The organism is Pseudomonas sp. GW822-FHT07A10, assembly GCF_058798795.1.
Map to the genome: position 1 here is coordinate 73560 of NZ_JBXAKV010000003.1, position 21664 is coordinate 95223.

22 protein-coding genes, 4 tRNA genes and 1 pseudogene are annotated in these 21664 nt (G+C 57.3%); 9 read left to right on the forward strand and 18 right to left on the reverse strand.

Annotated features, from left to right (window positions below; translation table 11 throughout):
• Positions 1-16: 16 nt before the first annotated feature.
• The 8 genes from clpX to AC1RL4_RS06830 all read right to left on the reverse strand — a co-directional run bounded on the left by clpX (position 17) and on the right by AC1RL4_RS06830 (position 7186).
• On the reverse strand, positions 17-1300 hold the full coding sequence (gene clpX / locus AC1RL4_RS06795) for an ATP-dependent Clp protease ATP-binding subunit ClpX (protein ID WP_018925424.1): 1284 nt from the start codon (positions 1298-1300) through the stop codon (positions 17-19).
• Between the two features lie 106 nt (positions 1301-1406).
• Positions 1407-2045, reverse strand: coding sequence for an ATP-dependent Clp endopeptidase proteolytic subunit ClpP (clpP, locus tag AC1RL4_RS06800; protein ID WP_018925423.1), 639 nt, complete (start codon positions 2043-2045; stop codon positions 1407-1409).
• Positions 2046-2138: 93 nt separating this feature from the next.
• Positions 2139-3449 (reverse strand): trigger factor, encoded by a 1311-nt coding sequence (gene tig, locus AC1RL4_RS06805; protein WP_019580008.1) that lies wholly within the window; start codon positions 3447-3449, stop codon positions 2139-2141.
• 129 nt (positions 3450-3578) lie between these two features.
• Positions 3579-5282, reverse strand: coding sequence for a group II intron reverse transcriptase/maturase (gene ltrA, locus AC1RL4_RS06810; RefSeq protein ID WP_034004593.1), 1704 nt, complete (start codon positions 5280-5282; stop codon positions 3579-3581).
• Between the two features lie 1423 nt (positions 5283-6705).
• Positions 6706-6781, reverse strand: a tRNA-His gene (locus AC1RL4_RS06815).
• 78 nt (positions 6782-6859) lie between these two features.
• Positions 6860-6944 (reverse strand) — tRNA-Leu (locus AC1RL4_RS06820).
• 57 nt (positions 6945-7001) lie between these two features.
• Positions 7002-7077, reverse strand: a tRNA-His gene (locus AC1RL4_RS06825).
• Between the two features lie 32 nt (positions 7078-7109).
• Positions 7110-7186 (reverse strand) — tRNA-Arg (locus AC1RL4_RS06830).
• A gap of 275 nt (positions 7187-7461) precedes the next feature.
• Here AC1RL4_RS06830 and folD point away from each other — a divergent pair.
• Positions 7462-8316 (forward strand): bifunctional methylenetetrahydrofolate dehydrogenase/methenyltetrahydrofolate cyclohydrolase FolD, encoded by an 855-nt coding sequence (folD, locus tag AC1RL4_RS06835; RefSeq protein ID WP_019580007.1) that lies wholly within the window; start codon positions 7462-7464, stop codon positions 8314-8316.
• A 261-nt stretch (positions 8317-8577) separates the two neighbouring features.
• Positions 8578-9516, forward strand: a complete 939-nt coding sequence (pbpG, locus tag AC1RL4_RS06840; protein WP_230175233.1) for a D-alanyl-D-alanine endopeptidase — start codon at positions 8578-8580, stop codon at positions 9514-9516.
• A 58-nt stretch (positions 9517-9574) separates the two neighbouring features.
• On the opposite strand, the gene AC1RL4_RS06845 is transcribed toward pbpG, so the two are convergent.
• The 3 genes from AC1RL4_RS06845 to AC1RL4_RS06855 form a co-directional block, all read right to left on the reverse strand.
• Positions 9575-9799, reverse strand: coding sequence for a hypothetical protein (locus AC1RL4_RS06845; protein WP_230175231.1), 225 nt, complete (start codon positions 9797-9799; stop codon positions 9575-9577).
• Between the two features lie 12 nt (positions 9800-9811).
• Positions 9812-10027: a DUF6021 family protein gene (locus AC1RL4_RS06850; RefSeq protein WP_230175229.1), complete on the reverse strand. Its 216-nt coding sequence runs from the start codon at positions 10025-10027 to the stop codon at positions 9812-9814.
• A gap of 93 nt (positions 10028-10120) precedes the next feature.
• Complete coding sequence (locus AC1RL4_RS06855) at positions 10121-10849, reverse strand: cysteine peptidase family C39 domain-containing protein (RefSeq protein ID WP_028941215.1); 729 nt, start codon at positions 10847-10849, stop codon at positions 10121-10123.
• Between the two features lie 172 nt (positions 10850-11021).
• Between AC1RL4_RS06855 and AC1RL4_RS06860 the strand changes: the two genes are divergently transcribed.
• On the forward strand, positions 11022-11192 hold the full coding sequence (locus AC1RL4_RS06860) for a hypothetical protein (RefSeq protein ID WP_169342455.1): 171 nt from the start codon (positions 11022-11024) through the stop codon (positions 11190-11192).
• A gap of 79 nt (positions 11193-11271) precedes the next feature.
• Here AC1RL4_RS06860 and AC1RL4_RS06865 read toward each other — a convergent pair whose 3' ends face one another.
• Positions 11272-12021, reverse strand: a complete 750-nt coding sequence (locus AC1RL4_RS06865; protein ID WP_018925415.1) for a TerC family protein — start codon at positions 12019-12021, stop codon at positions 11272-11274.
• A gap of 28 nt (positions 12022-12049) precedes the next feature.
• On the reverse strand, positions 12050-12292 hold the full coding sequence (locus AC1RL4_RS06870; RefSeq protein WP_007940414.1) for a hypothetical protein: 243 nt from the start codon (positions 12290-12292) through the stop codon (positions 12050-12052).
• Between the two features lie 156 nt (positions 12293-12448).
• Between AC1RL4_RS06870 and nhaR the strand changes: the two genes are divergently transcribed.
• Positions 12449-13348 (forward strand): transcriptional activator NhaR, encoded by a 900-nt coding sequence (gene nhaR, locus AC1RL4_RS06875; RefSeq protein WP_018925414.1) that lies wholly within the window; start codon positions 12449-12451, stop codon positions 13346-13348.
• 4 nt (positions 13349-13352) lie between these two features.
• On the opposite strand, the gene AC1RL4_RS06880 is transcribed toward nhaR, so the two are convergent.
• A complete protein-coding gene (locus AC1RL4_RS06880) occupies positions 13353-14507 on the reverse strand; it encodes an MFS transporter (RefSeq protein ID WP_028941214.1) in 1155 nt (384 codons plus the stop codon).
• Positions 14508-14841: 334 nt separating this feature from the next.
• Here AC1RL4_RS06880 and sstT point away from each other — a divergent pair, with 334 nt between their 5' ends.
• Positions 14842-16074, forward strand: a complete 1233-nt coding sequence (gene sstT / locus AC1RL4_RS06885) for a serine/threonine transporter SstT (RefSeq protein ID WP_230175227.1) — start codon at positions 14842-14844, stop codon at positions 16072-16074.
• A gap of 70 nt (positions 16075-16144) precedes the next feature.
• Here sstT and AC1RL4_RS06890 read toward each other — a convergent pair whose 3' ends face one another.
• Entirely contained in the window at positions 16145-16654 is a 510-nt protein-coding gene (locus tag AC1RL4_RS06890) for a DUF1993 domain-containing protein (protein WP_019579999.1), read from the reverse strand.
• A gap of 127 nt (positions 16655-16781) precedes the next feature.
• Between AC1RL4_RS06890 and AC1RL4_RS06895 the strand changes: the two genes are divergently transcribed.
• On the forward strand, positions 16782-17429 hold the full coding sequence (locus AC1RL4_RS06895; RefSeq protein WP_018925410.1) for a YceH family protein: 648 nt from the start codon (positions 16782-16784) through the stop codon (positions 17427-17429).
• A 189-nt stretch (positions 17430-17618) separates the two neighbouring features.
• Here the strand turns inward: AC1RL4_RS06895 and AC1RL4_RS06900 are convergent.
• Together AC1RL4_RS06900 and AC1RL4_RS06905 are read right to left on the reverse strand one after the other, a co-directional pair.
• Positions 17619-18138: pseudogene (locus AC1RL4_RS06900) on the reverse strand (cupin domain-containing protein).
• A 198-nt stretch (positions 18139-18336) separates the two neighbouring features.
• Positions 18337-19155, reverse strand: a complete 819-nt coding sequence (locus AC1RL4_RS06905) for a shikimate 5-dehydrogenase (protein ID WP_028941211.1) — start codon at positions 19153-19155, stop codon at positions 18337-18339.
• 238 nt (positions 19156-19393) lie between these two features.
• Between AC1RL4_RS06905 and AC1RL4_RS06910 the strand changes: the two genes are divergently transcribed.
• The 3 genes from AC1RL4_RS06910 (at position 19394) to AC1RL4_RS06920 (ending at position 20433) form a co-directional block, all read left to right on the forward strand.
• Entirely contained in the window at positions 19394-19762 is a 369-nt protein-coding gene (locus AC1RL4_RS06910; protein WP_019579997.1) for a hypothetical protein, read from the forward strand.
• 192 nt (positions 19763-19954) lie between these two features.
• Positions 19955-20149, forward strand: coding sequence for a hypothetical protein (locus tag AC1RL4_RS06915; protein ID WP_018925407.1), 195 nt, complete (start codon positions 19955-19957; stop codon positions 20147-20149).
• A 101-nt stretch (positions 20150-20250) separates the two neighbouring features.
• Entirely contained in the window at positions 20251-20433 is a 183-nt protein-coding gene (locus tag AC1RL4_RS06920) for a hypothetical protein (RefSeq protein ID WP_007940423.1), read from the forward strand.
• Here AC1RL4_RS06920 and AC1RL4_RS06925 read toward each other — a convergent pair.
• Positions 20430-21491, reverse strand: a complete 1062-nt coding sequence (locus AC1RL4_RS06925; RefSeq protein ID WP_019579996.1) for an AI-2E family transporter — start codon at positions 21489-21491, stop codon at positions 20430-20432. The two genes, AC1RL4_RS06920 and AC1RL4_RS06925, sit on opposite strands and share 4 nt — an antisense overlap.
• Between the last annotated feature and the right edge of the window lie 173 nt (positions 21492-21664).

The following is a 21664-nucleotide window of genomic DNA, read 5'->3' on the forward strand; positions in this document are numbered from 1 at the left end:
TCCAGCAGTGTGACGCTTAGGCGTCTGGCGCTGCCTTGGCAGTCGGCTCACTGTTCTCATAGAGATACAGAGGCTTGGACTTGCCTTCTATAACGCTTTCGTCGATCACTACTTTACTCACCTCGGACTGCGAGGGGATTTCATACATAGTGTCGAGCAATACACCTTCGAGAATCGAGCGCAGGCCACGGGCACCGGTTTTGCGTTCCAGGGCACGTTTGGCGACCGATTTCAGCGCGTCGGCCCGGAATTCCAGGTCCACGCCTTCCATCTCGAACAGCTTGGCATACTGCTTGGTCAGAGCATTTTTTGGCTCGGTGAGAATCTGCATCAGCGCAGCCTCATCAAGCTCGTCCAGCGTGGCAAGTACCGGCAGACGACCGACGAATTCCGGGATCAGACCGAACTTGACCAGATCGTCAGGCTCGACTTCACGCAGGGATTCACCGACTTTCTTGCCTTCTTCCTTGCTGCGCACTTCTGCGTTGAAACCGATGCCGCCACGGGTGGAACGGTTTTGAATAACCTTTTCCAGACCGGAGAACGCACCACCGCAGATGAACAGGATGTTACGGGTGTCGACCTGAAGGAATTCCTGCTGCGGATGCTTGCGACCACCTTGAGGCGGAACGGAAGCGACCGTGCCTTCGATCAACTTGAGCAGGGCCTGCTGCACGCCTTCACCGGAAACGTCCCGGGTGATCGACGGGTTGTCAGACTTGCGCGAGATCTTGTCGATCTCATCGATGTAGACAATGCCCATCTGGGCCTTTTCTACGTCGTAATCGCACTTCTGCAGCAGCTTCTGAATGATGTTCTCGACATCTTCACCCACATAACCCGCCTCGGTGAGGGTGGTTGCGTCGGCGATGGTGAACGGAACGTTCAGCAAGCGGGCCAGAGTTTCGGCAAGCAGGGTTTTACCCGAGCCTGTCGGGCCGATCAGCAAGATGTTGCTTTTGCCGAGTTCGACGTCGTCATTCTTTTTGTCGCGCTGGTTCAGACGCTTGTAGTGGTTGTACACCGCTACGGCCAGAACCTTTTTCGCACGTTCCTGACCAATCACGTACTGATCAAGGATGCCGCTGATTTCTTTAGGCGAAGGCAATTTATGCGCGCTGCTTTCGGCCTGGGCTTCCTGCACCTCCTCACGGATGATGTCATTGCACAGGTCGACGCACTCGTCGCAGATAAAGACCGAGGGGCCGGCAATCAATTTGCGCACTTCATGCTGGCTTTTGCCACAGAAGGAGCAATAGAGCAGTTTGCCGTTGTCCTCGCCGTTGCGGGTGTCAGTCATTCGATCGATCCAAATCCGATAGGCTTGCAACACAAGATGAAGGCAATTGCAGGCTTTTTCAAGCCCGCAGGCGGTCAGTTACCCCGACCACCTACATTTGGGCTGCTTAGGCGGGCATTTTACGCTTGTCGATCACAGAGTCGATCAGGCCATATTCAGCCGCACGCTCAGCGCTCATGAAGTTGTCGCGCTCGGTATCGCGCTCGATGGTTTCGAGGCTCTGACCGGTGTGATGAGCCAACAGCTGGTTCAAACGCGAACGAATGTGGAGGATTTCCTTGGCATGGATGTCGATGTCCGACGCCTGACCCTGGAAGCCGCCCAACGGCTGGTGAATCATCATGCGCGAGTTCGGCAGGCAGAAACGCTTGCCGGCAGCACCACCGGCAAGCAGGAAGGCACCCATGCTGCAGGCCTGACCGATGCAGGTGGTGGAAACGTCTGGCTTGATGAACTGCATGGTGTCGTAGATCGACATGCCCGCAGTCACCGAACCGCCTGGTGAGTTGATGTAAAGATGGATGTCCTTGTCCGGGTTTTCCGCTTCAAGGAACAGCAGTTGCGCCGCAACCAGGTTGGCCATGTAGTCTTCTACCGGACCTACCAGGAAGATCACTCGCTCCTTCAACAGGCGCGAGTAGATGTCATAGGCACGTTCGCCACGGGCAGACTGCTCGATAACCATCGGGACCAGACCGCCTGCGGCCTGGATGTCAGAGCTCTGATAATAAGAATTGCGGGACATGTCTCGCAGTCACTCCCAAATAGTTATGTCTTGAATACGCATAAGCCAGCACGAAGGCTGGCTTATGGTGTGTACTTCTTACCGCAAAACCAATCAGTCGGCTTGTGGAGCTTCTACCGGCTTGACCGCTTCTTCGTAAGAGACCGATTTGTCGGTCACGCTAGCTTTCTGCAGAACAGTATCCACAACTTGCTCTTCCAGCACAACCGAACGGACTTCGTTCAGTTGCTGGTCGTTCTTGTAGTACCAGGACACAACCTGCTCAGGCTCTTGGTAGGCCGAAGCCATTTCCTGAATCATCTCGCGAACGCGGGCTTCGTCAGGCTTGAGGTCGAATTGCTTGACCACTTCAGCCACGATCAGACCCAGCACGACGCGGCGCTTGGCTTGCTCTTCGAACAGCTCGGCCGGCAGTTGGTCAGGCTTGATGTTGCCACCGAACTGCTGAACAGCCTGCACGCGCAGACGGTCGACTTCGTTGGACAGCAGAGCCTTAGGCACTTCGATCGGGTTGGTGGCCAACAGACCGTCCATCACCTGATTCTTGACCTTGGATTTGATCGCCTGACGCAGTTCGCGCTCCATGTTCTTGCGAACTTCGGTGCGGAAGCCTTCCAGACCGGTTTCCTTGATGCCGAATTGAGCGAAGAACTCTTCGGTCAGCTCTGGCAGTTTAGGCTCGGAAACGGTGTTCACGGTCACGGTGAACTCAGCAGTTTTGCCTGCCAGGTCGAGGTTCTGGTAGTCCTCTGGGAAGGTCAGGTTCAGAACGCGCTCTTCGCCGGCTTTAGCGCCAACCAGACCGTCTTCGAAACCAGGGATCATGCGGCCGGAACCCAGCACCAGCTGAGTACCCTTGGCAGAACCGCCTGCGAACACTTCACCGTCGACCTTGCCGACGAAATCGATGTTCAGCTGGTCTTCGTTCTGGGCAGCGCGATCGGCTACTTCAAAACGGGTGTTCTGCTTGCGCAGGACTTCCAGCATCTTGTCCAGATCGGCGTCAGCCACTTCGGCGCTCAGGCGCTCGACGGTGATGCCTTCGAAACCGGCAACGGTGAACTCAGGGAACACTTCGAATACAGCTACGTATTCCAGGTCCTTGCCCGCTTCCAGGGTTTTAGGTTCGATCGAAGGCGAACCAGCCGGGTTCAGCTTCTGCTCGACGACAGCTTCGTAGAAGGAAGACTGGATCACGTCGCCCACAGCTTCTTGACGCGCATCAGCCCCGAAACGCTGACGGATCACGCTCATTGGCACTTTGCCTGGACGGAAGCCAGCGATCTTGGCCTTTTGGGCAGTCTGCTGCAGACGCTTGTTGACCTGAGTCTCGATGCGCTCAGCCGGCACGGTGATGCTCATGCGGCGCTCAAGAGCAGAAGTATTTTCAACAGAAACTTGCATGGATATTCCTCGTTGCACAGACGTTAGCCGGCCGTTTCCGACCCCAGAATGTCGGGTAGAGATGGGCCATTACTGGCCCACCTCCCCCTAAGAACCGTACGTGCGAGTTTCCCCGCATACGGCTCGGGCCTAATCAAAACCCCCGGTAAGGGGAGCCGGTTTGTTCACTGTCAATCCGCGAGCGTGTAGCCGCTGGTGACAAAGGGGGTGCAATAGTACCCGGTTATTTAGGGAGTCTCCACCGCCTTTTGTGCGGTACAGAATGTGGTGATCATGCCACCCCGTCTCCTTCGTAATCGGTAACTTACACATTGGACACAATCCTTTCTGACTCTGGAAAAGGCTCAAAATTTGCTTACGGTACGCCAGCCTTTTGAGCATCTGTTCCATACGCCTTTTCTCACCCATTTCCTCCATAGAAGGATCGAAGGGGTTGTACTCCCCACTCACCTTCTTGTGTCGTTCGATCGGAGTGCTCGCTAGCGAGTACAACTCGATCGTTCGCATCTCTCCCTTGTCATTCATCGTCGCGGTAGCAAACACCCCTTTCCGCCCCTTCATGGGTTTAAAGTATTTTGCTCCGATCCACTGGAGTGTTTTCTTAGGGTGTCGCCGTTTTGCCCAACGCCATAGAGCCAGAAAGATCATGTAATCCATGCGGCTATACGCTTTCTTGGCTACCACAGGCTGGTGATAGAACGCCCAGCCACGCAGTATCGGATTCAGCTGTCGGATCAGATCCTCCTGCCTTACCGTTTTGCTGGTACTGATGACCTCCCTTACCTTGCTATAGAACGCTTTCACGTTTTTCTTGCTTGGCTTGATCAGAAGCTTCCCATCGTACTTGCGGAAATTCCAACCTAGAAAGTCAAAGCCTTCCTTTATATGGACGACACGCGTCTTCTCGAGTGACAACTGCAGCCCCCGCACTGCTAGGAACTGCTCTACCCAAGGTCTGACTTCAGTTTCCAGCACCTCTCGCGAGGTTCCGGTTATCACAAAGTCATCCGCGTAACGCACCACATTGATTTTCAGCTTCTTGGCCTTGGTCACACCCAGATGTTGCTTAAGTTGTGACTCCAGCCCATCCAGCACCAGATTCGCCAAGCTGGGCGAGACAATCCCGCCCTGTGGCGTACCGGCATCCGTTGCCTGTAGCTGGCCTTTATGAATCACGCCAGCTTTCAACCATTTTCGGAGAATCACCTTATCCGTTGGGACGTTGGTGATAAGCCAATCATGATTGATATGGTCAAAGCAGCCTTTGATGTCCGCCTCCAAAACCCATTGGGCCGAAACCTTCTTGGATAGGCATACGAACAACTGCCCCATTGCATCCGCCGTAGATCGCTCGATCCTAAAGCCGTAGCTGTTTGGATCGCCGGTGGTTTCTGCAATGGGTGCCAGAGCAAGCAAATACAACGCCTGCATTGCCCTGTCCGTCATGGTCGGAATGCCCAGAGGGCGCTCCTTTCCATTTGACTTCGGAATAAACACACGTCGTAAAGGCCGTGGCTTATAACCGTGGCGCTTCAACCCATTTGCCGCCTTCCATTTGGCATCGGGTGTATCCCAGAGCACGCGGTCGACTCCCGCCGTGCGCTTACCCTGGTTTTCAGTGACTCGCCGTACGGCCAAGTATCTGGCCGAGCGTGAGCGGGTCAGCATCCGCTGCAAGGCTTTCACCCTGCGCCAGTTGCCTTCCCGACAAGCCTTCGCAATCCGTATCTGCATCGCCCGGACATTCCGCTGAACACGCCACCAATCGATGTCATGCCATTGTTGCGGAGCGCCGGAAGGCGCAGACACGGCCAATTGGCTATGTTCTAACATGCTGCCTTCCTCTCAAGTTGCCCCAAGCGAAAGACGCACACATCCCCTGACGGGAATGGACGCTCCCGCCAGGGTTGGATTAATAGAAGATCCGTTACAACTGGATCTCTAGGTTTATTGAGACAGGTTCACTCAGAGTTCATGCGACGAAAGACCACGCAGAAGTCTGCCCGGTTTCCCGTGGAGCAATGTTCCAGCCCCTATCCGGGCCATTACAGCCCGGCTTTCGCTTTCTCTGCGATCCCATACCCGCACAGCCAACGGATCACCTTGCGGCTCACCTGCCCGAAGGCAGCTATACGGGCTTACCACGTTCCCTGCCTGTCACACGACTGGGTTAGAGTCTGCCTATTCGCCGGCGACCTTTTGTGACGACGTGTTCCGACCCTTGACCAGAACAACCGGTCGCATCACCTTTTTGGTTAATGCCTATCAGCAGATTAGGCACCGTAATGCTGACGACGTTTATTAGCAGTTCACTTGTGTTACCCATACCAGCCAGCCTAGCGCCTCAACCCGGTACTGCTCCGAGCATCTGCGCTCCGCCTCACGGCGAAGACACACCCATACAGGGGGCTACATTGTTGGAAGAGCTTCACACCCCACCGTTACCGGTGACGCATGTCTTCCTAGGCTATCGTTGGTCGCACAACGAGTCCGCTGCCACTCCAAACAGGCAATGGTTGGACAATGACAGACAGAGCTTTCGCTCATGTCTCCGGTTTGATGTGAACAGGGACTGCCGAGGCAGCATGCTCAAAGAATTGTTACCTCCTGTTTCAAAAGCAGGAGGGAACCCCAGCGGGGATTCTCTCCCGCATGGGTTTAGCCCTGAATAGGGCTGATATGTAGTAGGCACTCCAATACCGGAAATCCAGTACTGTGGTCGAGCCACCGAGCGCTAATCGACCTTGGGTTTGCCACCGCCGCTGCGGCAAGTCCTTGAAGGCATTGGACTTCTGGGAGGGTTTTGTTTCTTGGGATTGGGCACCCAAGCTCTCGGTTCTCTTTCGAAAACCCTTCAAGATGACTCTACACCTCGAAGTTTAGGAGACACGCCACGCGTGTCGCACCAAGGGCATGCATTCTAGTGGGTCAAACTCAAGAAGTCACCCTACTGAAAACGGGTAAAAAAACAGCAGGCAATTTATAGGCGGGGACAAACGGTTGTGCCTCGCCCTGTTAGCAAATACAGCCAATCAAGCCAGGGCTCTGCACCCACCTTCCTATATATAGAAGGAATCGGCAATCCGTCCCTGACAGCCAACCCCGCGAGGGGATCGGCGGGCAAATCAGGCATCATCGAGAAACATAAATACGACGAAGCGACCTGCCCCTGCGACCCACAACCTGCAGCCGCCGACACTCAAACCACTGAAACAAAAAAGGCGCCAGACTGTTAAATCTGGCGCCTTTCGGAATATGGGGTGGACGATGGGGATCGAACCCACGACAACGGGAGTCACAATCCCGTGCTCTACCAACTGAGCTACGCCCACCATATTGCGTGACAAAGAAGCCAAACAACTTCTTTGTTGAACCTCAATCATGCCAAGCGGCATGAGTGAAGCTTTATTTGGTGCGGATGAAGAGACTCGAACTCTTACGCCTCGCGGCGCTGGAACCTAAATCCAGTGTGTCTACCAATTCCACCACATCCGCGGGTTGAAGCTGTTAAAGCAAAGGCGCCAGACTATTAATCTGGCGCCTTTCGAAATATGGGGTGGACGATGGGGATCGAACCCACGACAACGGGAGTCACAATCCCGTGCTCTACCAACTGAGCTACGCCCACCATATCGCGCTACTTGTGCCAATGCTGCCTAATGGCGCACCCGGCAGGACTCGAACCTGCGACCATCCGCTTAGAAGGCGGATGCTCTATCCAGCTGAGCTACGGGCGCCTTGTTAATCTGTACCCTTGAAGGACTACAAACTAAGTGCTTTTCAGTCTTGCGAAACCGTAACTCCGCTCGACCTTCTTAACCAGTGCTAGGCTGTGCCCGACAAGTGCGACGAATAGTATAGAGCCCCCTGAAGGTCGTCAAATCCTTTTTGAAAAAAATTCATTTAATTAAAGGAGTTAGGGGAATTTGCAGACCAAGCGCCTTTGCCCTCACCTCGTGACATGCGAGAATGCGCTCTCTTTTTTTCCCCTCTCGATGGTTAATCACGCGCAATGACTGCACAACTAATCGACGGCAAATCGATCGCCGCCAGCCTGCGCCAGCAGATCGCCAAACGAGTTGCCGAGCGTCGCCAGCAAGGCCTGCGCACGCCCGGCCTCGCGGTGATCCTGGTCGGCAGCGATCCTGCCTCTCAGGTTTATGTCTCGCACAAGCGTAAAGACTGTGAAGAGGTCGGCTTCCTATCCCAAGCCTATGACCTGCCTGCCGACACCACTCAAGAAGCGCTGACCGATCTGATCGATCGCCTGAACGACGACCCGGCAATCGACGGCGTTCTGCTTCAGCTGCCTCTACCTGAACACCTGGACGCCTCCAAATTGCTGGAGCGCATTCGTCCCGACAAGGACGTCGACGGTTTCCACCCTTATAACGTCGGTCGCCTGGCCCAGCGCATTCCGCTGCTGCGCCCGTGCACGCCCAAAGGCATCATGACGCTACTGGAAAGCACCGGTGTCAATCTTTACGGGATGGACGCGGTCATTGTCGGGGCTTCCAACATTGTTGGTCGTCCGATGGCGATGGAACTGCTACTGGCCGGTTGCACCGTGACTGTCACCCACCGCTTCACCAAGGATCTGGCCAGCCAGGTCGGTCGCGCCGACCTGGTAGTGGTTGCCGCCGGCAAGCCGGGCCTGGTCAAAGGTGAGTGGATCAAGGAAGGCGCGATCGTGATCGACGTCGGCATCAACCGTCAGGAAGACGGCAAACTGGTCGGCGACGTGACTTACGAATCCGCCCTGGCCCGCGCCGGCTGGATCACTCCGGTACCGGGCGGCGTCGGCCCGATGACCCGCGCCTGCCTGCTGGAAAACACGTTGTACGCCGCAGAAACACTGCACAGCTGAGTTCACTCTCACCCTGCTGCACCCAAAAGAACCCCGCCCATCGCGGGGTTCTTTTTGCCCGTAGCAAACAGCTCGATCACAGAGGTCGGACAACTGCAAAGCCAAATAGTAAAGAAAGGGTTACAGCATTAAATATTCTTCACTTTTACCCCCTGTCTTACAGGCGCCTATGGCTTTCCTGGCACATACTCCTAAAATGCGTCGTTTTTAAGAAACAGCCCGTTACAGAACGGCATATCCACCCTTTATGAGTCTGCCAGCGTGAAAATCCGTCTTTCCATCCTGAGCCTAGTTTTTGCAGTTACAGGGACTTTCATCACGCCAACGGTCAACGCCGCTGAAACCACCGCGGCACCACGAGACAATTCACAACTGAAGATCGCGTCCGGCAGCGCTTTGCTGATGGATCTGCAAACCAACAAAGTCATTTATGCCAGCAACCCTGATGTCGTCGTACCCATCGCCTCCGTCAGCAAACTGATGACCGGCCTGGTGGTCGTGGAAGCGCGACAGAACATGGACGAATACATTCCCGTCAACATCAGCGACACCCCGGAAATGAAAGGCGTGTTCTCCCGGGTCAAACTCAAAAGCGAATTGACGCGCCGCGAGATGCTGCTGATTGCCCTGATGTCATCGGAAAACCGTGCCGCTGCGACGCTGGCGCATCACTATCCGGGCGGTTATGTCGCGTTCATTGCCGCCATGAATGCCAAAGCCAAGGCGCTGGGCATGACCAGCACCCACTTCGTCGAACCGACGGGCCTCTCCCCGCGCAACGTGTCCACCGCCCGCGACCTGAGCAAACTGCTGATCGCCGCGCACAAGTACCCGCTGCTGACCGAGCTGAGCACTACCAAGGAAAAAACCGTCAGTTTCCGTAAACCCAACTACAGCCTGGGGTTCCACAACACCGACCATTTGATCAACAAGCCGAACTGGGACATCAAGCTGACGAAAACCGGTTTTACCAACGAGGCCGGTCACTGCCTGGTACTGGTGACCAGCATGGGCAACCGTCCGGTTGCGCTGGTGATTCTCGATGCCTTCGGCAAGTACACGCACTTTGCCGATGCGACCCGGATTCGTAGCTGGGTCGAAACCGGCAAGAGCACCAACGTGCCGTCCGTCGCGCTGCAATACAAGTCAGACAAGAACCTCAAGCATCGCCAGAGCGGTGTGATTGAAGCCTCAAAATAAGGTCGAAACATCCGTCAATGAAAAGCCCCGAATATTCGGGGCTTTTTTTGTCCAGCGGTCAGTCATTGGGCAACGGCATCTGATCGTCATCCGGGATGCCATCCCCTGCACTCGGGTCTCGCCAGCCCTGCGGATGCTTCGTCGGCACCACCATCGGCCTGGCCAAGGGATCCCTTAACGGGCTGTCCGGATCCATCACCGGGTCCAGGTCCGCCTCGGGGGTTGTTGGAACGTTTTCGGGAGGGTCCGAATGTTTGTCGTCGAAGCTCGAATCGGTAGACATATACACCTCTGACTAAGACTTGGGTTTCAGATTACCGAGCGGGTCGTAAGGCTTTGCCGGTGTCTTCTTGCCCTCTTCACCCGGTTTTATATCTTTGGGTGCCCTGGCAGGTCCGATGGGGTCGACCTGAGGATCAGCAACGTCCGGAGAGTCGGGGTCGAACCCCAACTCATTATCGGACGAATGCTCGGACGAGTGCGGGCCGTCGGGGGTATTGGGATGAGCCATGGGCGCCTCCTGGTCACGACCCGGCGAGAATCCGGGCTCTTTATATAAGAGACCAAAATCACTGAGTCGTGCCCTGCAGATGACGAGCGGAACCTACTGCGCGGTCAGCGCCTTCTTCGCCCTGGCTGCCGCCTGCTCCTGACCCGACTGGGCAAGATCATTCGCCGCTTTCAGCCAGCGCTGTTGATCGACGTTGGCCGGAATCTGGTCCGGCTTCTGAATCAAAACGGCCCAACCGCCGGCATTCTCGAGCGCCGACTCAAAGGCGCCGAACCCCATCAGCAACCGACGATCCATCCCGGTGCGCAGCAACACGGTCTGCTTCTGACGGTTGTAACCGGCAAGAATGGCGTATCGCGGCCCGGCCCAGAACGCCGAGCCTTCGGTGATGCGCACCATCACCGGATAACCGGCCGCGACCTGGGTCAGCAGCGCCGGCAATTGGCTGTCGAGGGGATAGACCACCATTCCATATTCGCGGGCGAGGTTTTGCATGTTCTGCTGCAACCGGTCTTCGGCACCCGGTAAATTCAGGGGCTTTTCGAGCAGCCCCGGAGTCATCACGATGCCTTGCTGGGACAACAGGCTGGCCAGGACTTGAGGCCCGCTTTGATAACTTTGCCCGCGGTAGAACGTACCGCTGAGTTCGACACGCTCCGGCAGACGCTTGATCTCAGGCGCTACGCTCCCCGCACAGCCAGCCAGGCCGGCAACGCAGCCAACGATCAGTGCCAAAGATCGAATTCGAGAAAATACCCGCACCATCATCACTCTCTTGTTCAGACGCCAGGCGCTCACGCAGCCGGCTTGGCCGTCGATCATAGGATGCCGCGCGACAACGGTATAGCCTTAAACCCGCAGTTGTTTGCATTTGATAGAGCGAACGGGTTGATGACAGGCGACCTTTGGTCAATAGCCTGAAACACAGCAACGGCTAGACTGTCCTTTACCAAGGAAGAGCGTGCGCCCGCTGCAGGGCAAAGAGGAGGCACTGATGAGCCTGACAATGACCATTGTGATGTTGATTTCCGGCTGGCTGGCAGTGGCTGCCGCCATGTTGTGGGGCGTTTTGCGCATTACCCGTCGGCACCATCACCACCCGGTTCAATCGGCGCCCGTGGCCAAATCCGATAAACCGGCTACACGCCCCGCCACCGCGCACTGACTGGCGCCTTTCAGTCGCACAAACAAAAACGGCCGCCTGGACTCTTGCGAGTTCAGGCGGCCGTTTCGTTTATCGGCGATTAAGCTTCTGCGGCTACGCGCCTCTGTTTGGCCCGCCGCGACAGCATGTTCAAGCCTTCGATCGTCGCCGAGAACGCCATGGCCGCATAGACATAGCCTTTCGGTACGTGGGCGCCGAAACCTTCGGCGATCAGCGTCATGCCGATCATGATCAAGAAGCCCAGCGCCAGCATCACCACCGTCGGGTTGTCGTTGATGAACTTGGCCAGCGGGTCAGCAGCCAGCAACATCACCAGGACCGATACCACCACCGCGATGATCATGATCGGCAAATGCTCGGTCATGCCCACAGCAGTAATGATGCTGTCGATGGAGAACACCATATCCAGCATCAGGATCTGACCAATGGCGGCGGCAAAGCCCAGTGTCACGGTCGAGGTGGCCGATGTCGGATCTTCCGGCGACGGGTCCATGCTGTGATGAATCTCGGTGGTCGCCTTCCACAACAGGAACAGGCCGCCGGCGATCAGGATCATGTCCTTCCAGGAGAACGCGTGGCCGAGAATGTCGATCACCGGTTCAGTCAACTGGACGATGAACGCGATGGTGCTCAACAGCGCCAGGCGCAGGATCAACGCCATGCCGATACCAATGCGCCGCGCCTTCTGGCGATGCTGTTCGGGCAGCTTATTGGTGAGGATCGAGATGAAGATCAGGTTATCGATGCCGAGCACGATTTCCATCACCACCAACGTGGCCAGGGCGACCCAGGCGGTGGGGCTTGCAGCGAGTTCTAAAAGGTATTCCATGGGTCAGTCCTGACTCGTTGTAGGCGGTTTAGATTTCCTGGGACGAAGAGTCGGTTTTGCCCGTCTCTTTGGCCGGTTGTTCTTTCTTGCTGATCAGGCCACTCGTGGCTTCGCTCAACGCTTGTTCGGCTGCTTTGTGGGTATCGTCAATCGCCTGTTTGGCGCTTTCGGCGGCCTTGCCCATCAATTGCTGAGCACTTTTCTCGGCCTGATCGCAACCGGCCAACACCAGTAAAGAGGTGATCAGCAGCGCGGTGGTTTTAAGCTTCATGATGCTTTCCTCGATAGAACAGACAGAACCCAAAAGGCGATCCGTCGATAGCGAGGCAGTCTAAAGAGGCAAACACTTCAGGAAAATTCGTATTTTCAGCGGTTATACTTCGGTTTTTACGAATCCATAGCAAAACACACGCTACGGGGAGCATGAATGCTGAATTATCGACAGCTGCATTATTTCTGGGTGGTGGCCAAGACCGGCAGCATCGTGCGCGCCTGCGAGCAGTTGAACCTGACGCCACAGACCATCAGCGGGCAGATTTCCCTGCTCGAACAAACCTATGGCATCGAATTGTTTCGCCGGGTCGGGCGGCAACTGGAACTCACCGAAGCCGGGCGTCAGACCCTTCCCTACGCCGAGCAGATGTTTCAACTCGGGGGCGAGCTGGAACTGATGCTGCGGGCGCAGCCCAATGAGCAACAGATTCTGTTTCGGGTGGGCGTCGCCGACGTGGTGCCCAAATCCATCGTCTATCGCCTGATCGCGCCGACCATGGAGTTGAGCGAACCGCTACGCATCACCTGCCGCGAAGACAAACTGGAACGATTGCTCGCCGACCTGGCGATTCAACGCCTCGACCTGGTGATTTCCGACAGCCCGATGCCCTCGCATCTGGACATCAAGGGCTACAGCCAGAAGCTCGGCGAATGCGGTATCAGCTTCTTTGCCACCGCTGAACTGACGGCGCGATACGGCCAGGATTTCCCCCGCAGCCTGCACGGCGCCCCGTTGTTGATTCCCGGGCCGGAAACCGTGGTGCGCAGTCGCTTGCAACGCTGGTTTGCCGAACAGCAGATCCAGCCGCGAATCGTCGGCGAGTTCGACGACAGCGCTTTGATGCAGGCTTTCGGCCAATCCGGTAGCGGGATATTCATCGGCCCGAGCGTGATTGCCGACGAGGTGAAACGCCAATGCGGCGTGGAGTTGATCGGCCAGACCGACGCGGTGCGCGAGTCGTTCTACGCCATTTCGGTGGAACGCAAGGTCAAGCACCCCGGCATTGTCGCCATTACCGAAGGTGCCCGACGCGAGCTGTTCACCGAGATGTGAAGCCTCAGGCGCAGATTTCGCGAGGCTTGAAGGTCATCAGCGCCATGGCCAGGAGAATCGAAACCAGGATAAAACCGGCTGCGGCGAAACCCAGTCCGCCCAGGCCCACACTGTCGATCACCCGGCCGCCTACCATGGCGCCCAGGCCGATCCCGAGGTTGGCCCCGGCAATGTTCAGCGACGCAGCAAAGGCCGGCGCTTCAGGCGCAGCCTTCATCAACCGCACATGACTGACCAGGAATAACGCCGCCTGGGTCACACCCCAAATCCCCATCGCCGCCGCCAGCCCCAGTGGCGAGTGAATGTTCGGCACCAGCGTCACCATGCCGGCAATCATGAACGCGCAAAACGTCACAGAAGCGATCAGCGGGTGACGATCCACCGCGCGACCGCCCAGCGAGTTGCCGATCAGCCCGACCGCGCCGAAGCCCATCAGGCACCAGCCGACCACGGTGCCGTTGAAACCGGCGAGGCGTTCAAGAATGTCGGCCAGGTAGGTGTAGGCGGTGAACATGCCGCTGAACACCAGGATCGACAGCAGAACATGACCCAGCATCAGCGGGCTGCGCAGGATCTTGAACTGCGAACGGAAGCTCACCTGATGCTGGTGCAGGCTGGTTTTCGGCAAATAGATAAACAGCAGCAGCGCCTTGGCAAACGCGATCACCGCCAGAATGCCAAAGGCACTGCGCCAGCCGAATGCGTCGGAAATCAGCGTGCCCACCGGAATGCCGAACACCGTTGCGCAGACGATGCCGAAACCAATCTTGGCAATCGCCCGCCCGGCGTAGTCCGGCCCGACGATGTCTACCGCGGTTTCACTGGCCAACGCCCAGAACACCGGCAACCCCAGCGCCGGAATCAACCGGGCAATGGCCATCACCCATATGTTCGGCGCAAATGCCGCCAGCGTGTTGGCCAGGCCGAACATGATCAACACGCTGATGAACAGTTTGCGCCGTTCAAACCTTGCGAAATACGCCGTCAGGAACGGTCCGAACGCGGCCACGGTGAACGCGAACAGGGTCACCAGCAAACCTGCTTGAGGGATGCTGACGTCCAGGTCACGGGCGATTGCCGGCAACAGGCCGACGATGATGAATTCCGTGGTCAGCACCGTGAAACCGGCGGCGGACAACAGAAGAATGGGCAACAGCATGCAGAACTCCAGGAAAACGACGACACCAGCGACAGCCCGGAGGCCCACTGGCAGAACTAGAAAATGAGGATGGCGAAGCTTAACAGAGTGTTTCCAAACGAAGTTGCACGAACCTGCAAATCGCGTTGAACAATCGAGTGGCAGATCGTCACAGGTCTGAAGGATCGCGGCTACGCTGTGCTAAAGTCCGCGACCCGCGAGATTGACACCTTGCTCATCGGCCATTGATTGGCATTGATGTGGCGACTCCTTCGGTTCCCTCCATGTAGCCTGCCCGGCTTTTTGCTGCATGAGCCAAGGAACCCTGCACCCTAATAAAATCAGAGATACCGTTATGACCGCTTCATCCCCTTCTCTTTTGCAACGTCTGAAACGCAGCAGCCTGGTCACGCAAATCATCATCGGCCTGATCGCCGGGATTGCCCTGGCCCTGTTCGCGCCTGAGGTGGCGAAGTCCGCCGCCTTCATTGGCAAAGTATTCGTGTCGGCGCTCAAGGCTGTCGCGCCGATCCTGGTGTTCGTGCTGGTCATGGCCTCGATTGCCAACCATAAGCACGGCCAGGAAACCCATATCCGGCCGATCCTGTTTCTGTATCTGCTGGGCACCTTCGCCGCAGCCGTGGTTGCAGTGATCGCCAGTACGCTGTTTCCGTCGAGCCTGGTGCTGTCGACCCAGGACGTTGCGGTCACCGCGCCGGGCGGCATCAGCGAAGTGCTGCAAAGTCTGTTGCTGAGCGTGGTCGACAACCCGGTCAGCGCACTGATGAACGCCAACTTCATCGGCATTCTGGCGTGGGCGATCGGCATGGGCATTGCGATCCGCCATGCTGGCGAGACGACGCGCGAAGTGCTGGACGACCTGTCCAATGGCGTGACCGTGATCGTGCGCCTGGTGATTCGCTTTGCGCCGCTGGGTATCTTCGGTCTGGTGGCTTCGACCCTCGCCACTTCCGGTTTCGGCGCATTGATCGGCTATATGCACCTGCTGGCGGTACTGCTGGGCTGCATGCTATTCGTTGCGTTGGTGATGAACCCGGTCATCGTGTTCTGGAAACTGCGCCGCAACCCGTATCCGCTGGTACTCACCTGCCTGCGCGAGAGCGGCATCACCGCCTTCTTCACCCGTAGCTCGGCGGCGAACATTCCGGTCAACCTGGAGTTGAGCAAACGCCTGGGCCTGCACGAAGACACCTATTCGGTATCGATCCCGCTCGGCGCGACCATCAACATGGCCGGCGCGGCGATCACCATCACTGTACTGACCCTGGCCGCCGTGCACACCCTGGGCATCGCCGTGGATATTCCGACGGCCATTCTGCTCAGCGTCGTCGCGGCAATTTGTGCCTGTGGCGCCTCGGGCGTGGCGGGCGGTTCGTTGTTGCTGATTCCGCTGGCGTGCAGCCTGTTCGGCATCCCGAGCGAAATCGCCATGCAGGTGGTGGCGGTCGGCTTCATCATCGGTGTGTTGCAGGACTCGGCGGAAACCGCGCTGAACTCCTCCACCGACGTGCTGTTCACCGCGGCGGCTTGCCAGGGTGAAGAGTTGAAGGCGCAGCGTTTGGCGTAGAACGCACCGACAAAAACGAAAAAGCCCGCCAAGGCTTACACCTTGGCGGGCTTTTTTGTACCTGGGTGGTTTAGAACGCGCCCATGTAATCGCGCTTGCCCACTTCCACACCGTTGTGACGCAGCAGCGCGTAGGCGGTGGTGACGTGGAAGAAGAACTGCGGCAGACCGTAGCTCAGCAGGTAAGCCTGGCCAGTGAAGCGCTTCTCTTTAGGGGTGCCAGGACGGGTCACGATTTCGATGCCTTCCTTGCCGTTGATTTGCTCGGGTTTGATCTCGCCGATGAAGGCCAGAACCTTGGCGATCAACGCTTGCAGTTCGGCGAAGGTGGTTTCGGTATCGTCGTATTTCGGCAGTTCGATTTCAGCCAGACGCGCCGAAACGCCTTTGGCGAAATCAACGGCGATCTGCACCTGACGCACCAGCGGGAACATGTCCGGGTACAGACGGGCCTGCAGGAATGCGTTCGGGTCGATGTTTTTCGCGGTAGCGTGGGCTTCGGCCTTGCTCAGGTTGTTGCTCAGGGCGTTGAGCATTTGCTGGAAAACCGGAACGGATGCGGCGTACAGGGAAATAGTCATGGCAGTCTCGTGTGGTGACAGGAGTAAAAAACGTGGAGCGATTATAGCCATGCCGGCGCGCCCTGCGACTTGTCTTTTATCCAGCAAGGATTAGGCTAGGCGGCTCGACTGCCTAGGGAAAAGCGCGATGAGCACTGAACAAGAGACGACCTTCGACGAACCGCGGCTCAACAGCACGGAAATCCGCATTTTGGGCTCGTTGATCGAAAAACAGGCCACCAGCCCGGAAACCTATCCGCTGACCCTCAATGCCCTGGTGATTGCCTGCAACCAGAAAACCAGCCGCGAACCGGTGATGAACCTCAGCCAGGGCCAGGTCGGCCAGAGCCTGCGCGCCCTGGAAGGTCGCGGCTTCACCCGGCTGGTGATGGGCAGCCGTGCCGATCGTTGGGAACATCGGGTCGACAAGGCGCTGGAACTGGTGCCGGCCCAGGTGATTCTGACGGGGCTGTTGTTCCTGCGCGGTCCGCAGACGGTCAACGAACTGCTGACCCGCAGCGGCCGCATGCATGACTTCGAAGATGCCGAACAGGTGGTGCATCAACTGGAGCGCTTGATCGCCCGAGGCCTGGCGCTGTTGATTCCGCGCCAGGCCGGCCAGCGCGAAGATCGTTACATGCATGCGCTGGGTGATCCGGCGGATATCGAAGCGATCCTCGCGGCCCGACAGAACCCGGTGGAACGTGGCACCGGTGGCGGTGTGTCGGTTGAGCGAATCGAAGAGCTCGAAGCGCGGATCGCGGCACTGGAAGAACGCCTGGCGCGCCTCGAATAAGGCCCTGTAGCAGCTGCCGAGCTTGCGAGGCTGCGTTCGGTGTGGGCCGCATTCGGACGGAGCCGTCGTGAATTCAGACGAATCGGTGTTTCAGGAAAAACGTGTATGCAGGGTTTACGACGGCTGCGCCGCCGAACGCAGCCTCGCAAGCTCGGCAGCCGCTACAGGAATGTGCTCAACGTTGAATGACTACTCCCCGTCCCAATAATCCACGCCATCAGCCTGCCTAGCGACGGCGACGAAGCCCGACGCATTGCCCTTGGCATCGACCTTGAAATCGTCCATCACCACGTATTTGCCGGAGTCCGGGTATTCGCAAATGTCCGGTGATTGTTGGCTGCTGACCGCCAGGTAGCGCAACTCGCCCTGGCTGTTGTTGATGATCTGATGCGCGGTTTCAGGCCCTCCCGCCGGGCAGGCGATCACGTCCCCGGGCGCGGATCGGAAAGCGTTCGGTGCCAAGGCGAACCTCCCCTTCCCCGGCCACGATGTAGAACATCTCTTCGTTGACCCGATGGCTATGAAACGGACTGCCGCGCATGCCTGGCTCCAGGGCATACAACCGATAACCCAGCTTTTGCGCGCCCAGTTGCTGGCCAATGCGGGCCTGGCGTTGTTGATAGCGGCCGGCGGCTTCACCGGTGGGGGCAAAACCTTCGGGCAGCGGTACAAGTTCGACCTGATTCAGGTTGAGAATGGCGGGATGCATGGGAACCTCGGTCACGGTGACTGGAGAGCAAGTCTTCGCTTGCTGGCGAGCAGTATAGGCCGGGATATTCGCGGCAATGGCTGGAGACCGAGTCACGGCAATCGCGGGCAAGCCACGCTCCCACAAGGTCAGCGCAGAACCTGTAGGAGCGTGGCTTGCCCGCGAAGGGACCAGTACAGCCAACACATTTGGGGATGATCAGCTCCGGGCAAACGCCACGGCCTTTTGAAACTGTTCATCGGTCGGCCGTACGCCGGTGTACAGCACAAACTGTTCCAGCGCCTGGATCGCAATCACTTCGAGCCCGGTGATGACTCGTTTGCCTTCAGCACGAGCACGCACAATCAACGGTGTTTCCGAGGGGATTGCCACTACATCGAAGACAGTTTCAGCAGCAGCGATGGCTTCAGGGGGAAACGCCAGTTGATCGGCTTCCGGGCCACCGGTCATGCCGATCGGCGTGACGTTGATCAGCATCTGCGGGCGTTGGGCACCCAGTTCCGCCTGCCATTGGTAACCCAGCGATTCGGCCAGGGCACGCCCGGCGCGTTCGTTACGGGCCACGATCAAGCCGTTTTTGTAGCCGCCATCGCGCAAGGCACTGGCCACGGCCTTGGCCATGCCGCCGCTGCCGCGCAGGGCAAAGGTCGAATCCTTGGGCACCTGGTGGGTTTCGAGTAACTGGGCGACGGCGATGTAATCAGTGTTGTAGGCCTTGAGGTGGCCGTTGGAGTTGACGATAGTGTTGATCGATTGAATAGCCTCGGCCGATGCATCCAGCTCATCGACCAGCGCGATGCAGGCCTCCTTGAACGGCATCGACACGCCGCAACCACGAATGCCCAACGCACGAATACCGCTGACAGCCCCCGTCAGGTCCTGGCTGCTGAAGGCTTTGTAGTAAAAATTCAGCCCCAGTTGTTCGTACAGATGATTGTGAAACCGCAGGCCGAAATTGCCGGGGCGCCCCGAGAGTGACATGCACAACTGGGTGTCTTTGTTGGGGTTCATCTGCATCCGAATCTCCTTCAGTAGCACTTTCAGATGGACGGAATTAACAATTCCACCTGATTGTGGTCGATCATAAGGGTATGTCTGTACCAGACAGCACCGTAAAGAAACCGGTACAGACCTTACACAAAATTTACCCAACGGCTGTGCTGATTTTCAAAAAATTGCTGTCTTAGAAGTATCCCCGCGACAACTTGTGTCTATTGCAGACGCAAGCGCCGGGTCGAAGAACCGAGGACTCATCATGATCCGTAAAATCCCCACAGTAGCCTTGCTGATTGGTGCTCTCGCTATCGCAGGGCAGGCAGAAGCAGGTGGTCGTGGCTGGGAAGGTCCGGCTGTGTTTGGTGCGATCGTCGGCTCGGCAATCATCGGCTCGGCAATTATCGGCCGCGACCGGCCGGTGTATGTAGAGCAACCGGTTTACGTTCAGCCTCAGCCGGTTTACGTACAGCCACCGCCCGTTTACTACCAACCGGCGCCGGTCTACGTCCAACAACCGATGTACTACCGCCCGGCACCGATTTATTACGGTCCACCACGCGGCTACTATGGCCCACCGCGCGGCTACTATGGCCATCCCCACGGTTATTACCGTGACGATCGCTGGTAACTGACTCATCAGGCCCCGCCTCAACAGCGGGGCCTTTTTTGTGGCCGCAAGGCGAGCGGAGTCTGAATAAATCTCGTCAAGGTCGCTATCGGGACAGTACCGGCAGGTAAAGTCGGTCATATTTATGTCATGACAGGCCCGCAAGCTTGATCTGTCCATAAACAACAGGTCGATAAAAACAAGGACGACTTCATGCCCACACAAAACCCGCACCGCATTGTCGGCTTGTGCACATCCAGCAAGGTGTACAACGCACTGACCGAGCTCAAGCACCTGGAAGGCCACCGCAGCGCCAAGTTTCTCTCTCTGCTGGCGGAAAACCTGGTGCGTAAAGGCCTGCTCAATGAGCAGGAAGTCGTGCATATGCTCGATCAAGTCGTGGATTGATCGCCAACACTCACTGGCATCAATGACGACTATCGAAAGCGTTGATTTTCCACTCAAGCGTCCGATCCGTAAGGTAACCCCATAGATTGATGGAGGTACTTATGGCTCAGGTTCAGATTATGTCCGTTATCGGCAGCGCCGTTCCCGCACCGCTCAGAGCGCTGGGGTTGCTTGCCTGCTGGTATCTCGTACAGGACGGCGAACCGATCAGCGGTCCGCTCACTTCGCTTCCCGACGCCCAAGCCCTGTCGCAACGTATCGGCTCAGGCCAGCTCAGCGCTTAAGGCAGCTGAACTCGCTGTTTGGTATCGACGAAAATCGCCCAGCTCGACATAAACAATGCAGCAATCAACGGGCCGATGACAAAACCGTTCAGACCGAAAATCGCCAGGCCGCCCAGGGTCGAGATGAGAATCAGGTAGTCAGGCATTTTGGTGTCCTTGCCCACCAGGATCGGCCGCAGCACGTTGTCCACCAACCCGATCACGAACACCCCGAACAACGCGAGCACCGTGCCCTGCCAGATCGCACCGCTGAGCAGGAAATACGCCGCCACCGGCACCCAGACGATGCCCGCCCCCACCGCCGGCAACAGCGACAGGAATGCCATCAACACCGCCCAGAGCAGCACGCTCGGGATATCCAGAAACCAGAAAATCAACCCGCCCAACGCCCCTTGCGTGATCGACACCAGCAAACTGCCCTTCACCGTGGCCCGCACCACCCGATTGAATTTGAGTTGCAAGCGACGCTTCTGGTTATCTTCCAGCGGTATTGCCGCGCGCACTTTGCGCGCCAGTTCAGACCCGTCCCGCAGAAAGAAAAACAGCAGATACAGCATGATGAAAAAACCCACCACGAAATCGAACGTCCCCTGGCCAAAACTGAACGCCTGAGACGCCAGAAACTGACTGCCTTGCATCATGCTCTTGATGATTTTCTCGCGAAGCCCGCTCAGCTCACCCATGCCGAAACGATCGAGCAAGTGCTGAAAGTACAGCGGCAGGCTGTGCTTGAACTGCGACACATGCCCGGCAATGTCCAGTTCGCCGCTTTCGATTCGACCATAAAGCGCCGCGCCCTCCTGAACCAGCAAGGTACTGATGATGATTACCGGCAGGATCGCAATCAGCACACATAGACTCAAGGTGCACAGGGCGGTCAGGTTGCGTGACCAACCGAATCTCAGCTGCAACTGATGCTGCAAGGGCGCAAAAAGAATGCCGAGGATGGCCGCCCAGAACACCGCACCGTAGAACGGCAGCAGAATCCAGACGAAGGCAACGGTCACCACAGCCAGCAAGACCATCAGCGAAGTGTTCTGGAGCTTCGTTTCGTTCATGTCCGGTCCATGCCAATGCGCAGAGGCGAAAATTCGCGTCCTTATGTTTAGTCCGCCATGGTTGTCGCGAGTGCCATCTGTTTGTTGGTCAAGCATAGATCCAGATCAATAAACCCCTCATGCAGGTCGCTTACCCTTGCCGGCTTTTGCGATCGACACTGCCATGACTTGCG

Bases quoted from the DNA above. Each gene is read 5' to 3' on its own strand.
- AC1RL4_RS06910 (WP_019579997.1), top strand. From the start codon at position 19,394: ATGATCCGTAAAATCCCCACAGTAGCCTTGCTGATTGGTGCTCTCGCT.
- AC1RL4_RS06865 (WP_018925415.1), bottom strand. From the start codon at position 12,021: ATGGAATACCTTTTAGAACTCGCTGCAAGCCCCACCGCCTGGGTCGCC.
- AC1RL4_RS06850 (WP_230175229.1), bottom strand. From the start codon at position 10,027: ATGGCTCATCCCAATACCCCCGACGGCCCGCACTCGTCCGAGCATTCG.
- sstT (WP_230175227.1), top strand. From the start codon at position 14,842: ATGACCGCTTCATCCCCTTCTCTTTTGCAACGTCTGAAACGCAGCAGC.
- clpX (WP_018925424.1), bottom strand. From the start codon at position 1,300: ATGACTGACACCCGCAACGGCGAGGACAACGGCAAACTGCTCTATTGC.
- folD (WP_019580007.1), top strand. From the start codon at position 7,462: ATGACTGCACAACTAATCGACGGCAAATCGATCGCCGCCAGCCTGCGC.
- AC1RL4_RS06855 (WP_028941215.1), bottom strand. From the start codon at position 10,849: ATGATCGACGGCCAAGCCGGCTGCGTGAGCGCCTGGCGTCTGAACAAG.
- AC1RL4_RS06925 (WP_019579996.1), bottom strand. From the start codon at position 21,491: ATGAACGAAACGAAGCTCCAGAACACTTCGCTGATGGTCTTGCTGGCT.
- AC1RL4_RS06880 (WP_028941214.1), bottom strand. From the start codon at position 14,507: ATGCTGTTGCCCATTCTTCTGTTGTCCGCCGCCGGTTTCACGGTGCTG.
- AC1RL4_RS06860 (WP_169342455.1), top strand. From the start codon at position 11,022: ATGAGCCTGACAATGACCATTGTGATGTTGATTTCCGGCTGGCTGGCA.
- tig (WP_019580008.1), bottom strand. From the start codon at position 3,449: ATGCAAGTTTCTGTTGAAAATACTTCTGCTCTTGAGCGCCGCATGAGC.
- clpP (WP_018925423.1), bottom strand. From the start codon at position 2,045: ATGTCCCGCAATTCTTATTATCAGAGCTCTGACATCCAGGCCGCAGGC.
- AC1RL4_RS06920 (WP_007940423.1), top strand. From the start codon at position 20,251: ATGGCTCAGGTTCAGATTATGTCCGTTATCGGCAGCGCCGTTCCCGCA.
- AC1RL4_RS06905 (WP_028941211.1), bottom strand. From the start codon at position 19,155: ATGCAGATGAACCCCAACAAAGACACCCAGTTGTGCATGTCACTCTCG.
- ltrA (WP_034004593.1), bottom strand. From the start codon at position 5,282: ATGTTAGAACATAGCCAATTGGCCGTGTCTGCGCCTTCCGGCGCTCCG.
- nhaR (WP_018925414.1), top strand. From the start codon at position 12,449: ATGCTGAATTATCGACAGCTGCATTATTTCTGGGTGGTGGCCAAGACC.
- AC1RL4_RS06890 (WP_019579999.1), bottom strand. From the start codon at position 16,654: ATGACTATTTCCCTGTACGCCGCATCCGTTCCGGTTTTCCAGCAAATG.
- AC1RL4_RS06845 (WP_230175231.1), bottom strand. From the start codon at position 9,799: ATGTCTACCGATTCGAGCTTCGACGACAAACATTCGGACCCTCCCGAA.
- AC1RL4_RS06895 (WP_018925410.1), top strand. From the start codon at position 16,782: ATGAGCACTGAACAAGAGACGACCTTCGACGAACCGCGGCTCAACAGC.
- AC1RL4_RS06915 (WP_018925407.1), top strand. From the start codon at position 19,955: ATGCCCACACAAAACCCGCACCGCATTGTCGGCTTGTGCACATCCAGC.
- AC1RL4_RS06870 (WP_007940414.1), bottom strand. From the start codon at position 12,292: ATGAAGCTTAAAACCACCGCGCTGCTGATCACCTCTTTACTGGTGTTG.